13 protein-coding genes are annotated in these 13,410 nt (G+C 70.8%); 4 read left to right on the top strand and 9 right to left on the bottom strand.

Features of this window, described 5'->3' with window-relative positions; translation table 11 throughout:
* The first annotated feature begins 330 nt into the window (after nt 1-330).
* The 3 genes from NP777_RS22605 (at nt 331) to NP777_RS22595 (ending at nt 2,528) form a co-directional block, all read left to right on the top strand.
* Nucleotides 331-843 (top strand): GntR family transcriptional regulator, encoded by a 513-nt coding sequence (locus tag NP777_RS22605; protein ID WP_305890036.1) that lies wholly within the window; start codon nt 331-333, stop codon nt 841-843.
* A complete protein-coding gene (locus NP777_RS22600; protein ID WP_256651985.1) occupies nt 840-1,622 on the top strand; it encodes a GntR family transcriptional regulator in 783 nt (260 codons plus the stop codon). Before NP777_RS22605 ends, NP777_RS22600 begins: the two co-directional genes overlap by 4 nt.
* Nucleotides 1,623-1,688: 66 nt before the next feature.
* Nucleotides 1,689-2,528, top strand: coding sequence for a hypothetical protein (locus NP777_RS22595; RefSeq protein ID WP_256651984.1), 840 nt, complete (start codon nt 1,689-1,691; stop codon nt 2,526-2,528).
* A gap of 63 nt (nt 2,529-2,591) precedes the next feature.
* Here NP777_RS22595 and NP777_RS22590 read toward each other — a convergent pair whose 3' ends face one another.
* The 3 genes from NP777_RS22590 to NP777_RS22580 form a co-directional block, all read right to left on the bottom strand.
* A complete protein-coding gene (locus tag NP777_RS22590) occupies nt 2,592-3,263 on the bottom strand; it encodes a nucleotidyl transferase AbiEii/AbiGii toxin family protein (RefSeq protein ID WP_256651983.1) in 672 nt (223 codons plus the stop codon).
* On the bottom strand, nt 3,260-3,607 hold the full coding sequence (locus NP777_RS22585; RefSeq protein ID WP_256651982.1) for a transcriptional regulator: 348 nt from the start codon (nt 3,605-3,607) through the stop codon (nt 3,260-3,262). The genes NP777_RS22590 and NP777_RS22585 overlap by 4 nt, the downstream gene beginning before the upstream one ends.
* 138 nt (nt 3,608-3,745) lie before the next feature.
* Entirely contained in the window at nt 3,746-4,507 is a 762-nt protein-coding gene (locus NP777_RS22580) for a phosphoglyceromutase (RefSeq protein WP_256651981.1), read from the bottom strand.
* A 143-nt stretch (nt 4,508-4,650) separates the two neighbouring features.
* Between NP777_RS22580 and NP777_RS22575 the strand changes: the two genes are divergently transcribed.
* On the top strand, nt 4,651-6,102 hold the full coding sequence (locus NP777_RS22575; protein WP_256651980.1) for an MDR family MFS transporter: 1,452 nt from the start codon (nt 4,651-4,653) through the stop codon (nt 6,100-6,102).
* Between the two features lie 26 nt (nt 6,103-6,128).
* On the opposite strand, the gene NP777_RS22570 is transcribed toward NP777_RS22575, so the two are convergent.
* From NP777_RS22570 to mshA, 6 genes are all read right to left on the bottom strand, one after another.
* A complete protein-coding gene (locus NP777_RS22570) occupies nt 6,129-8,090 on the bottom strand; it encodes a M48 family metalloprotease (protein ID WP_256651979.1) in 1,962 nt (653 codons plus the stop codon).
* On the bottom strand, nt 8,087-8,950 hold the full coding sequence (locus NP777_RS22565) for an RNA polymerase sigma factor (RefSeq protein WP_256651978.1): 864 nt from the start codon (nt 8,948-8,950) through the stop codon (nt 8,087-8,089). The genes NP777_RS22570 and NP777_RS22565 overlap by 4 nt, the downstream gene beginning before the upstream one ends.
* Nucleotides 8,947-9,219, bottom strand: coding sequence for a hypothetical protein (locus tag NP777_RS22560; RefSeq protein ID WP_256651977.1), 273 nt, complete (start codon nt 9,217-9,219; stop codon nt 8,947-8,949). The genes NP777_RS22565 and NP777_RS22560 overlap by 4 nt, the downstream gene beginning before the upstream one ends.
* A 152-nt stretch (nt 9,220-9,371) precedes the next feature.
* The gene (locus NP777_RS22555) at nt 9,372-11,132 is read right to left on the bottom strand and encodes a glycoside hydrolase family 55 protein (RefSeq protein ID WP_256651976.1); all 1,761 of its coding nucleotides are present in this window, start codon (nt 11,130-11,132) and stop codon (nt 9,372-9,374) included.
* 224 nt (nt 11,133-11,356) lie between these two features.
* Nucleotides 11,357-11,878: a type III secretion system chaperone family protein gene (locus NP777_RS22550; RefSeq protein WP_256651975.1), complete on the bottom strand. Its 522-nt coding sequence runs from the start codon at nt 11,876-11,878 to the stop codon at nt 11,357-11,359.
* Nucleotides 11,871-13,232 (bottom strand): D-inositol-3-phosphate glycosyltransferase, encoded by a 1,362-nt coding sequence (gene mshA, locus NP777_RS22545; RefSeq protein WP_256651974.1) that lies wholly within the window; start codon nt 13,230-13,232, stop codon nt 11,871-11,873. The genes NP777_RS22550 and mshA overlap by 8 nt, the downstream gene beginning before the upstream one ends.
* Between the last annotated feature and the right edge of the window lie 178 nt (nt 13,233-13,410).

Raw genomic sequence — 13,410 nt, 5'->3', positions numbered from 1 at the left:
TGGCGATCTCCGACACGCATAACTGGATCTCCTCCAAGCGATCTACGTAACCCCATTCGGAGAGCGTGCCGGTGACGAACTGTCGCGTTGCGCGAATGGATGGCTTACGTCGCGTGAAGAACTGCTGCCGCATCAGGGGCATGGCGAGTCACCGCCTCAGAGCTGGGTGTGAGAGCGACATCACCTTACCGCTATTCGCGAAAGGTAGCGAGGTACTCTCTGGGGGTGATGGCCAAGGGGTCGCTTACTGTGTAAAGCGGCAAGGTCGGCGAGTGTCGATCACGCTTGAGGAGGGGCTCAGTGGCCAGCGATGCGTGGATCAGTTCCTCGATGCCCTATCTGCGGCCTGTTGAGGGCGGTCGGGGCGACGCATGGGGTGAGGAAGCGGCAGCGCGCGGCAGGCGTGGGACGCAGCGCATCCTGCATGCCGGGGAGGTTCCCACTCCGGCTGTCGTGGCCCGCCTTCTGGGGCTCGGGGACGGGGATACGGTCGTCGTACGGCGCCGGATCATGTACCTCGACGAGGAGCCGTGCGAGCTGACCGACTCCTACTACCCGGCGCATATCGCCGCAGGCACTGGCCTCGCGGGCACCGCGAAGATCCGAGGAGGAGCGGTGGCGCTGCTCGCCGAGCTGGGGCATGTGGGTCGCCGGGTGCGCGAGGACGTGACGGCGCGCATTCCGGACGCGCAGGTGCGGGAACTGCTGCGGACCGGCACGGAGGAACCGGTGCTGTGCCTGGAGCGGGTCGTGCTCGACGAGGACGAACGGCCCATTCAGGCCGACCTGATCACCATGCCCGCCCAACGCCAGCGCCTGCGCTACGAACTCAGGATGGGATGACCGTGCCGAAGGCAGAACAGAACGCAGTCGACCAGCGGTCGCTGCACGAACGGATCGCCGCCGACCTACGCGACGAGATCATGTCCGGCGACCTTCCTCCCGGCGCCAAGCTTCCCTCGACCGCCCAGCTCAAGGAGCGGTTCACCGCCTCGAACGCGACCGTACAGAAAGCCTTGCAGCTCCTGAAGGACGAAGGGCTGGCGGTCGGCCGCGCCGGAGCAGCCGTCACCGTACGCGAACACCGGCAGCGCACCATGCGCCCCGCCTCGTACATGGCCCCGGCCGCGCCCGGAGAGCCGTACCGATGGATCAGTGAGGCCGCGGCGGGCCACCAGGCTCGCGGCAGTAGCCGGCTCCTCGACGCCACCGAGATCCGCCCACCCGCCGACGTGGCCGAAGCGCTGCGGCTCCCGGAGGACGGCATGGCGCTGCTGCGGGCGCAGGTGCTGCTCCTGGACGACGAGCCGGTGGAACTGGTGAAGTCGTACTACCCGCTGGAGCTGGCTCGCGGGACGGCGATGATGGACCGCCGCAAGATCAAGGGCGGCACCCCGGCTCTCCTCGCGGAGCTGGGCTACCCACCCCGCCTCAGCGTCGACAAGGTCTCCGCGCGCGTACCGACGCAGGAGCAGTACACGGTGCTCGGCCTGCCGGGGAACCTTCCCGTCCTGCGAACGCTGCGCGTCGTCTACAGCGATGGCGAGCGCCCCATCGAAGCGACGGTGATGACCAAGGCCGGGCATCTCTACGAGCTGCAGTACGAGTTCACTCCTTCCTGACCGCCTCCGAGTGGGCGTTGGAGACCGCAGATATGGTGGCCAAGGAGGTTGCTTAGAGTATGCGACATGGTCACCGAAGCAGCGTTGCGGGGATACCTATTGGAAGAAGTTCTTGCCTGGCTTCTGCGATCAAGCGGGTACGACTTGCTCTCCGCGGCGGACGAGGACGAGAAGGTTCCGGAACGGCAGGTGCTCGCACAGCGCTACAACGGATTGGCCGTTCGAGGGCGAGGCGCCTGGCACCAGGCCGATGCGCTCGCTCACCAGATTTCACTCGTCGACCTGTCCATGCCGGACTTCGAAGGGTTGAGGACCCTCGTTTCCTCGGAAGCGAAACTCGCCCATCAGGCGCTCAGCACGCTATCGGCAGGGTCGCGGCCCCGGGTGTATCACGTACGGAGTTACCTCCGCCAACCGCTGCTCCAGGTGGTGGGCGATGACATACCTCTCGGAGAGGACCTACTAACTCTGCCCCTGTCCGTCGCCGAGCCGCTCGATCGACTTGCCGAACGTCTGAGCAGCCGGTCAACGCTCGGGCTGGTCCTTGCCTTTCCCTCCGCACCCTTCGTCGTGGGCCTGGCTTCCGAAAATCTCTACGGCTTTGTGAACTACGCCCGTGAGCACCCCACGCACACCGTCCACTTGCGAAGGCTTCCACAAGCCGCCTCCCACCCGGTGTGGCAACTGCGTCCCGCTGAAGATCCGAGCGCCTACGCCATGACATTCAGCCTTCCTGAGCAGGTTGAATCTTGGATCCTGGCTCAGGACGAATCTATTGCCTCCCGGACCCGTTGGATCAAGCGCAGCGTGTTGTCAACCATGACGATCTATTGGCTCGACGGTGACCACGCCCTGACCTTCCAGTTGCGCTACGCCCCGGCGGAACTGCGCGAGCAAACGGGGTGATGAGTGTTGCCTCTCACGCGGATATCTCATCAACGTACGGCGCACCATGGAGTGATGGGCGGTTCAGATGTCTTCGTCGAATTCCAGCTCTTGAAGTCGCTCTGTGATGTCGTCGGCCCACGACTGCGCCCACTTGCGTAGCTCCGCGGTTGCTTCCTCGTCGAGGCCGTAAGCGGCGAACTCAGCGTCGTCGATCCAGTCGATGCCGGTGAGTCGGGTCTGGAGGTCTTCGAGGTCGAAGGTGTCGCGGGCGTGGCGTCGGCCGAGTGTTTCCAGTTCGGCGTGGCTCCAACGGTCCGCCGCAGCTCGGACATCGATCAGGTCGCGTGCAAGGCCGCGGTCGGCCAGGGCGCGCACCTTGGTGCCGACCACATCTTCGAGAGATAGCACCAGACCGTGTTCCGTCTCCACTGGAGGGCGCCAGAGCGCTTCTTTAAGGATGTCGACCTCGCATTCTTCCCCGCTGCCGACATCAGTGACGATCAGCCGCGCGGACAGGGGGTCGGTTTCGCATGCTCGAACCCGCCAACCGCGCTCCTCCAGCCCCGCGCGCACGGTCGTCGCGATGTTCTCCATTCGTTCCGGGTGCTCCGTAGCCAGGTCCAAGTCCTGGCTGAGTCGGTCGACCAGCCCGTGCGCTTGTACGGCGTAGCCGCCGGTGAGAACGAGGGGGTAGGCGCCTCCGACGGCGAGAACGTCCGCGAGGAGCCGCCGGTGCAAGTCTGTGAGGTTCACGCCACGGCCGTCGCGCTGGGAGCCAGCTCAGTGAAGGTGCTTTCCCAGGTGTCGCGGATATCGCGGCTGATCAAGGTGCGGAGGACGGGCCACAGGCTGATCAGCAGGTCATGGTTGAGGAATTGCACCAGATCGTCACGCATGCCCTCGGCCAGGGCGATCCGGTAGAAGCTCATCCTCATGCGGGGCTGGTCGAGGTCGAACTGGGTGAGCCCGGACCATGCCATGTGCAGCGGCAGGCTGACAGTGCCGTGGGCTGGGCCGACGAGCTCCGAGAGCTCGTCGGGAAGCCGCCGTGCGAACTTGGCACGGCGGAGCTCGGAGGCGCTGGACGTTGATGCCATGCCTCGATTATTCCGCAGGGAAGAGTCGATAGGTGGCCTCGGTGTTCTCGCTGGTGAGGGCCCAGCGGCGCCCCTCACGACAGCGGCAAGCCCCCTACTCGCAGTGAGACCGCAGGTAGGGGGCTTGAATGTTCGGGCTTACTTCCTCTTGCCCTGGTTCTTCACTGCCTCGATGGCCGCCTTCGCGGCGTCCGGGTCGAGGTAGGTGCCGCCAGGGTTGAGCGGCTTGAAGTCGGCGTCCAGTTCGTAGGAGAGCGGGATGCCCGTCGGGATGTTCAGGCCCGCGATGTCGGCGTCGGAGATGCCGTCCAGGTGCTTGACCAGGGCGCGGAGGGAGTTGCCGTGGGCGGCGACCAGGACGGTCTTGCCCGTGAGCAGGTCCGGGACGATGCCGTCGAACCAGTAGGGGAGCATGCGGACGACGACGTCCTTGAGGCACTCCGTCCGCGGGCGCAGCTCCGGCGGGAGGGTCGCGTAGCGGGGGTCCGCGAACTGGGAGTACTCGGCGTCGCGGTCCAGCGGGGGCGGCGGGGTGTCGTAGGAGCGGCGCCACAGCATGAACTGCTCCTCGCCGAACTCGGCGAGGGTCTGCGCCTTGTCCTTGCCCTGGAGCGCGCCGTAGTGGCGCTCGTTCAGGCGCCACGAGCGGTGGACGGGGATCCAGTGGCGGTCGGCGGACTCCAGCGCCAGCTGGGCCGTGCGGATCGCGCGCTTCTGGAGCGAGGTGTGGACCACGTCGGGGAGCAGGCCGGCGTCCTTCAGCAGCTCACCGCCGCGGACGGCCTCCTTCTCGCCCTTCTCGTTCAGGTTGACGTCCACCCAGCCGGTGAACAGGTTCTTCGCGTTCCACTCGCTCTCGCCGTGGCGGAGGAGGATCAGCTTGTACGGTGCGTCGGCCATGCCGTCGAGCCTACTGGACCGGTCCGAGGGGGTCGGTTGACGGGACCCGTCAATTGACTGGCGGGGTGGGGGCGGCATCGGTAAGTTGCGGAGCCTGGTTGCGCCACTTACAGGGTGGGTCGCTCACAGGGGGGAGTCGTCCGGTGTCCGTCGTCCGACTGAGGCAGGCCGCGAAGGAGAGCGTCTCGGGGTTGCCCCGGGAATTCTGGTGGCTGTGGACCTCCACGCTGATCAATCGGCTGGGCGGGTTCGTGGCCACCTTTCTTGCCATGTACCTGACCGTGGATCGGGGCTACTCGGCGATGTTCGCCGGGCTGGTCGGGGCGCTGCACGGCCTCGGCGGGGCCGTGTCGGCGGTCGTCTCGGGGGTGCTGACCGACCGGCTGGGGCGGCGGCCCACGCTGCTGGTCTCGCAGCTGTCGACCGCGATCACGGTCGCCACGCTGGGGTTCGTCCAGGACCCGGTCGCCATCGCCGTCGTGGCCTCTCTGGTGGGGATGACCAGCAACGCGTCACGGCCCGCGGTGCAGGCGATGATCGCCGACATCGTCCCGCCCGGGGACCGGGTGCGGGCCTTCGCGCTCAACTACTGGGCCATCAACCTCGGCTTCGCCGTCTCCGCGGCGGCGGCCGGGCTGATCGCGAGCCACGGCTATCTCACGCTCTTCCTGGCGGATGCCGGGATGACGCTGCTGTGCGCGGTCATCGTCTTCGGCAAGGTTCCGGAGTCTCGGCCCGAGCCTGCGGTGGGCTCGCTGGAGTCGGCGCCCGCGGAAGAGCGCGAGGTCGGGTTGGGCACGGTGCTGCGGGACCGGCGGTTCATGGCCGTGGTCGCGCTGTCGTTCCTGGTCGCGACCCTCATCCAGCAGGCGTACGTGGCGCTGCCCATCGCGATGGGGTCGGACGGGCTGTCCAGTACGGACTTCGGCGTCGCGATCGCGACGAACGGCGTACTGATCGTGGCCGTACAGATCCCGGTGACGCGGTTCCTCGAACACCGCGATCCGGCACCGCTGCTGACGGTGTCCGCGCTGCTGACCGGCGCCGGGTTCGGGCTGACCGCCTTCGCCGGGTCGGTCGGGATGTACGCGCTGGCCGTGATGGTCTGGACGATCGGCGAGATCATCAACTCCCCCACCCAGATGGGGCTGGTCGCCCGGCTCTCCCCGACCCATGGGCGCGGTCGCTACCAGGGGATGTACACCCTGTCCTGGTCCCTCGCCTCGCTCGTCGCCCCGCTCGCGGGCGGCGCCGTCATGGACCGCTTCGGCGCGGATGCCCTGTGGGGGGCCAGCGCCGTGGTGGGCCTCGTGGCGGCCGGGGGGTACGTGGCGCTGGGGCGCGCCCTGCGGAGCCGGCCTGCGGCCGGGAGGTCTGGGGGTGGCGTGGGCGCGGGTGCGGATGCGGGTGCGGGTGCGGATGCGGGTGCGGCTACCGTTACGGCTGTGGTCGCGGCTTCGGCTTCGGTCGCGGGTGCGGCTTCGGCTTCGGCTTCGGCTTCGGCTTCGGCTGGTGAGGTTGGGGCCGCCTCCCGTGGTGGGGCCGGTGCTGCTTCCGGTGCTGGAGTGCCCGCGGTTGGGGCGGGCTCCTCGTAGCGGGGCGGGGGCTCCTCCAGCGATGATCAGGGGGTAGGTCTCGGGATGACCGGCGCGATGTGGATGCTCGGCACTGAGCCCGAGGGCAGGTGGTACGCCGGGGGCGTCGGCCACACCGGGAAGGTGGGCCGCTGGTACGTCGGGAACGGAGTCGGCCCCGGGGCCGTGCCGCCGCCCGGCTGGTAGCGGTCGTTCCAGCGGGTCACCGGCGTCCCGGGGTAGCTCGGCTCGTCCCGGTTCACCCATAGGACGAACGTCAGCCCCGTCAGCCCCAGCAGCACGGTGAGCGCCAGCGCCCGTACGGCGGTGATGCGTCGGCGTGCGGGGCCGGTGGCACCGGGTGCGATGCTGACCTGTCGCGCCTTCGTGTTGCCTGCCGGGCCGGTGAACGGCAGCGGTGCGCGTTCGTCCACGCCCAGGGCGGCCAGGTGCAACCCCAGCCGCTGGGTCTGGCCGGGGAGTCGTACGGCGGTGTCGGCCCAAGTTCGGATGGTCTCGGGGGCGATGCCATCGGGCGGTACGAGGATGCTGGGGCCGGTCCAGTTCATGGCCCAGTACGCCGTCCCCTGCGCGACCAGTTGCGCCCCGATCAGTACGGCCAGGGCCTCGGCCAGGGGGGCGAGCGGGTCCTGTGCGGGCTGATCGCCGCGGGGCATTCGCTCGCCCTCGGGCAGCCGGGCGTTGAGCGCGCGGGCCAGCGGCATGCGGCGGCCGCCGTCCAGCAGGCGGAGCACTCGATGGATCGTCAGCCGCTCCGGCTCCCCGTCCGGCTCCGCCTTCATCCATCCCATCCGCTCCGTCTTCTCCACCCCGCGTACCGCCTTCGCCAGCGGGGTCAGGATCCGTGTCGCGCGGTGCTCCGCCAGCTCGGTGAGCCAGTCCCGCCAGGGCACCCTCGTGCCCGCGTCCGGGCCGGACAGCAGGACGCGGCCCAGCTCGACCGCGTACCGCGGATGTACGGAGAGCTGCTCGGAGGGCTCCCTTCCGGGCTCCCGCGCGGGCAGGCGCGACAGCCGTTCCAGCCGGACGGCCAGGGCCGGATGCGCGTCGTCCGGGTCGGCGGGCCGCTCCACGGCGCGGGCGCGCAACGCGGCCATCGGCTCCCGTAGTTCTGGCGCCTCGACCATATGGGCGAAGGCGCGGAACGGATCGTCGGGGATCCGGCCCGTCGCCCGGCGCATCGGAGCGAGGAAGTACGCGAGGAACTCCTGCCACGCCGCCTCCAGCGCCGCCGTGGAGCGCAGCGCGTCGGCGATGGCGCCCGGACCGGCCACCCGCGCCGCCTCGCGATCGGCCTCCAGCTCCTGCCGCCGCCGGACCGGGCGGGTGAGCCAGCGGAAGACGTGGGTGTAGAGGCCGAGCAGCAGCAGCGGCACGCCCGCGTACAGCCGCACCAGGTCGTTCGCGGCCGACGCGTCCTGGATCGCCTGCCGGGCGGCGACCAGGCCCGCCGCGCCCCGGTGGGCGACCGCGCCGAAACGGCTGTGGCGGCCGGAGAAGTGGCCCAGCTCATGCGCGAGGACGGCGCGCAGTTCGGCGGGTGACAGCCCGGCCAGCAGGGGCAGCCCCAGATAGAGGACGCGTCGGCCGGGGGCGAGGCCGAGGAGTGGTGCGTCCTCGGTGACGGAGGCGTTGACCTCGGCGGTCAGCTTGATGTGGCCGGGCGGCCGGGTGCCGACGTCGAGGGCCAGCTCCTCGACCGTGCGCCATAACTCCGGCGCCCCGCGCCGGGTCACCGTCACCGCGTCCGCGCGCGGGGCGGCGGGGCGGGCGGTGCGGATCACCGCCCACACCATGCCGAAGACGATCGGGGCGAACGCCGCACAGGCGGTGACGACAGTGGTGGGCGGCGTCGTGGCCTCCGGCGTTCCCGCGGTCCATAAGGCGGCCACGAGGAAGGCCGCCCAGAGCAGCACCATGGCCGCGACCAGGGCATAGAAGACGGCGAGCAGGGCGAGGGCGAGGAGCGCGCGGGCGGTGGCGATCATCGACGCCCCCGGATGCCATCGCCGGCGCGGTTCGCGTCGCCGTCGCGCGGCTCTACCCGGGGGACGCCGTCCCCCTGCGCGTCGTGGCCGACGCCGCGGGCGTCATCGCGTCCGACGCCATGGGCGTCATCCCAGACGTCGTCGCGGGCCCCGCCGCGGCCTCCGCCTCCGCCTCCGCCCCCGCCTCCGCCTCCGCATCCGTCTCCGCCTCCGCCTCCGCCCCGCAACGCCGGGCCATCGCTCCTGAACCCGGCCGACAGCCACTCCGCGGCCCCGTACAGCGCCACGCTCAGTGGGTCCTCCGGGGTGCGGGTCAGGAGGCGGTCGGTCGCGCGGCCCAGCTCCGGGGAGACGTCGAGCAGCAGGCTCAGCCGGGCGCGGGCCTTGTGCAGGTTGCTGCCGACGCTGCCTACGGAGATCCCCAGCTCGGCCGAGATCGCCTGGTAGCTCATGCCCTCGAGCGAGTGCATGACGACCACCTGGCGCTGGCGCGGCGGCAGCGTGCCCAGGGCGCGCAGGGCGGCCAGCGCCTCGGCGGTCTCCTCCACGCTCGCGGTCGTGGCGGCCGGGACGGTCATCTCGGCCGGCTTCCAGCGGAACCACCAGCGCCGCCCGTCCCGCGAGAGCTTGCGCCGCATGGTGGTGGTCACCCATGCCTCGGGCGAGGCGCACGCCCTGACCTCGGGCCAGCGGCGCATCGCCTCGATGTACGCCTCCTGCACGGCGTCCTCGGCGTTCTGCCGGTTGTCGCTGAGCATCACCGCGCGAGCGGCCAGCCAGGGGTAGGTGCGGGCGTAGAAGGCGTCGAACTCCTCCTCGGGGTGCCCGCCGCGCGTGGTCTCCTCGACGGTGTCGCTCATTCCGACCGGCCCCCGTCCCGCTCGCCGCGCTCGCCCCGCTCGTCCCGCTCGCCCCGCTCCTCCGGCCGCCGCCGTATCGTCAGCGCCGCGCCGTCGGGGCGGCGGTCGGTGAGGACCGTGCCCGGCTCCGTTCTGTTCACCAACTCGGCCAGCGTGCGCGCCCGGAGCCGTTCGCCCGAACGCGCCGCCAGCCAGCGGACGACATCCCCCATCAGCCGTAGCACCCCCACCGTCACGACCGTTGCCACCGTGAGCCACGGATTGTCCATGAGCACCGTTGCGTCTCCTCTTCATGGTTCCCGGCCGCCGGAGCCGGTTCACCATGAAGAGCCCTCATGGACCGTATTTCTTCACCGCGTTTCGCACCGGGTTTTCCGGGAGGTGCCGACGGAGGTCTCAGCGGGGGCGCCAGCGGGGCAGCTCAGCGCAGGGCGCGCGGCGGCAGGGCGCGCTGCGCCTCGTACAGGTTGCGGGGGTGGACCGCCTCCGGGTGGCCGTAGGACTCGATACGGGAGTGGAGCGGACCGGTGAAGTCCGGGACGTCGATCTGGCCGAACTGCCGGACCTCGCTGATCCCGACCGTCGCGCTGTACGGTGCGATGTCGTCGATCCTGACGCACCCGGCCCGCTGATTGGTGACCGTGACGTTCCAGTGGGCGAACCGCGCGCCGTAGAGCGGACCAGCGCTCGCGTCGCCGCCGTGCGACCCCGTGTTGTCCACGGTGATCTCCGTACGGACGTTGGCGAAGGGCATCCCGCGGTGGGTGTCGAAGGTGCCCATCTCCATCCGGCCGCGCGACCAGACGTTGTAGCTGGACAGCCCCTCCACGTTGATCCCGTGCAGTTGGGTACCCGCCGGGGCCGGGACGGTGCGCTGGGCCAGCACGAAGTCCTCCACGAGGTTGTCGTGCGAGCCTTCGCGGCAGCAGTAAGGATGATGGCTGCCGCGGCCCGTCACCCGGGTGCGGCGCAGGGTGCACGCCTTGGCGGCGACGAGCAGGAAGCCGTTGTCCACGTTGTTGACGGTCACGTCGTCCACCCAGCAGTCCCACGCGCACTGCAGCGCGACGCCGTTGTACCCCTTGTCCAGCAGATGCTGCGACTGCGGGGTCTCGACGACGTCGAGGGTGATGCCCTCGATCCCGGAGCCGGTGACCGGGCGCACCAGTGTGGTGAACCGGGGCTTCCAGCCGGGCCGGGCGTCGAGCGGCAGCGGACGGTCGAGGGTCACCCGGCGCCGCCACCGGTCGACGGCGACGACGCGGCACGGCCACTCGTAGGGGACGTACGAGGTGAGCTTGGTCTTGTCGGTCCAGACGTAGTCGGTGGCGCCCTCGACATCACCGGCCATATGGGCAAGCAGCGAGTGGGCGTCGTCGTCGGTGAGTTGGAGCAGCACGCGGTCGCCGCGGCGCAGGGCGGACGGGTCCTCGACGGTCACCGTCCAGTCGCCGCGGCGGGCGGGGGCGGCGAAGTCGGTAAGGGTGTGCCACTCGTCGCGCCGGTTGCCGGTCCAGCCCTCGAACGGCCATGTCTGGGCCCGGATCGCGTCGGTGAGGGAGCGCCAGCGGGCGTCCGGGCAGATCCAGATGAGCCCGCCGACCCAGGACCAGGACGACTTGTTGCCGCCGTAGCGGCTGCCGTACGGGCCGATCAGTTCGGTGAGGTCGCGGGTCGCGTGGAGGGTGGTGCGGCCGCTGCCCGCGCCGCGCAGCACGACGTTGTCGTAGCCGAGGCGGATGACGTCGTCCACGCGGTACGTCCCGGGCGGCACCAGCACCGTGCCGCCGCCGCGCCGACCGGCGGCGGCGATGGCGCGGTTGATCGCGGGGGCGGCGTCCGCGGAGCCGTCGGGCCGGGCGCCGAAGGCGCGAACGTCCGCGACGACGGGCGGGCGGGGGAAGCTCGTGCGGCCACCGAGGTATCCGGCGCGGCCGACGTACGGGATCTGGGGGTGGGTGTACGGGTGGGCGAGGAACTCACGCCAGAGGGCGGACGTACGGGCCCCGCCGGACGTGCCCGTCCCGCCGGACGCGGCCGTCCCGCCCGGCGTGCCCGGTACGGCGGCCGCCGCCGCGTCCGTGGCGGTCAGGAGCGGGGTCCCCGCCCCCAGGAGCGTGGCGCCCGCCGCCAGTCCCATCGCACCGCCGAGCAACTGCCTTCTGCCGATCTCCGTGCCCATGAGCCAGCCCCGCCTTCCATGGATGTGAACGCAGTTCAGGTGAGAGACGGCGCGAGAATGCCATGGGGCAGGGGCACGCGGAAGGGGTCGCGTCAGGACGGACGTAGGTCAACCGGATGGACGTAGGTCAACGGATGGACGTAGCCCAAATCGACGTAGGCCAAATGGGCGTAGGTCATGCGGAAAGGCGGGGTCGGACCAGGGCCGGGCCAAGGCCCGGCTCTTCACTTCGCCGCATCCCGAGTCAGATTGCTGAACGCCTCAAGGTTCCGCGTCGATTCGCCCCGCGAGGTACGCCACGCGTACTCCTTGCGAATGGCCGTGGCGAACCCCATCTCCAGCAGTGTGTTGAAGCTGCCGTCCGCGTTCTCCAGCACCGTGCCGAGCAGCCGGTCCACTTCCTCCGGGGTGATGGCCACGAGCGGCAGCTTGCCCACCAGATAGATGTCGCCGAGCTGGTCGATCGCGTAACTCACCCCGTACAGCCGGGTGTTGCGCTCCAGCAGCCAGCGGTGGACCGCCTCGTGATTCTCGTCCGGGTGGCGGACGACGAAGGCGTTGACCGAGAGGGAGTGCCGGCCGACCCGCAGCGAGCAGGTGGTCGACAGCTTGCGGATGCCCGGGAGCGTGACGACGTAGGTGCCGTCCTCCGGGCTCTCCCACTCCAGTTCGGCGTCGTTCAGCGTCCGCTCGATGACGGCCCGGGGGTCCCCCTCGGGGGCGGTGTCAGCCTTGGGGTCAGCCATGGGCCGATCGTAGGCGACGCCGCTCACGCATCGCCTCCGTGTACACCTCCGCCGTGGCCGCGGCGGCCGTGTCCCACCCGAAGGACTGGGCGTGCCCGGCCGCCGCCGCGCCCATCCGGTCCGCCCGCCCCGGGTCCTGCGCGAAGGGGCGCAGGGCGCGGGCGTAGTCGGCGGGGTCGTGACCGTCGATCAGCGTGCCGCTGACCCCGTCCCGTACGGCCACCGGCAGGCCGCCCACCGAGGCCGCCACGACCGAGGTGCCGCACGCCTGCGCCTCGATGGCCACCAGGCCGAACGACTCGCTGTACGACGGCATGACCAGCACGGACGCCGCGCGGTACCAGTCCGCCAGCTCGTCCTGCGCACAAGGCGGCCGGAACCGGACCACATCGCAGATCCCCAGCCGCGCCGCCAGCTTGTGCAGCCCCTCGGGCTTGGCCAGGCCGCTGCCGCTGGGGCCGCCGACCACGGGCACGACCATGCGCTCGCGCAGCGAGGGGTCCTCCTCCAGGAGGTGGGCGACGGCGTGCAGCAGGATGTCGGGGGCCTTCAGCGGCTGTATGCGCCCGGCGAAGAGGGGTATCAGCGCGTCCGCCGGGAGCCCCAGCCGGGCGCGGGCGGCGGCCCGGCCGTCGGCGGGCCGGAAGCGGTCGAGGTTCACCCCGGGGTGGACGACCGCCACCAGCTCGCGCGCCGCCTCGTAGTGGCGCACCAGCTCCTCCGCCTCCTCGGCGGTGTTGGCGATCAGCCGGTCGGCGGCGCGGACGATCTGCTGCTCGCCGATGACGCGGGCCGCGGGCTCGGGGGTGTCGCCCGACGCCAGCGCGGCGTTCTTGACCTTGGCCATGGTGTGCATGGCGTGCACCAGCGGCACTCCCCAGCGCTCGGCGGCCAGCCAGCCGACATGGCCGGAGAGCCAGTAGTGGGAGTGGACGAGGTCGTAGTGGCCCGGCCGGTGCCCGGCCCACGCCTGCATGACGCCGTGGGTGAACGCGCACAGCTGGGCCGGCAGGTCCTCCTTGGCAAGACCCTCGTACGGCCCGGCGTCCACATGCCGCACGAGCACCCCGGGGGCGAGCTCGACGGCCGGGGGCAGCGCGGCGGTGGTGGCGCGGGTGAAGATCTCCACCTCGATGTCGATGGCGGCCAGGCGCCTGGCCAGCTCCACGATGTAGACGTTCATGCCGCCGGCGTCGCCCGTGCCGGGCTGATGCAGCGGCGAGGTGTGGACGCTGAGCATCGCGATCCGCCGCGGCCGCCGTGGAATACGGCGAAGCCGCTGGTGGGACGGGGCGCCAAACGGTATGTGGGACCGGCCTCGCAGGCCGCCGAGCCGGGACGCGTGCTGGCTCACCGCGCGTTACCTCCTTGCCGGGGCGGGCTCCCTCCAGGGCGTCAACACCGGAACGTATGGTTCCCATTTCCGCTTTGCCAAAGCGTGACGTTCTGATGTCCGACGGCCACTCCCCAGCGGCCCCGCTATGGGTTCCCCAGCGGCCCCGGTACGGGTTTCCCAGCGGCCCCGACATGGG

The organism is Streptomyces rugosispiralis, assembly GCF_024505145.1.
In the GTDB taxonomy this organism is placed as follows: Bacteria; Actinomycetota; Actinomycetes; order Streptomycetales; family Streptomycetaceae; genus Streptomyces; species Streptomyces rugosispiralis.
Note: the sequence above shows the minus strand (reverse complement) of the source record. Positions and strands in the feature narration are given on the sequence as shown.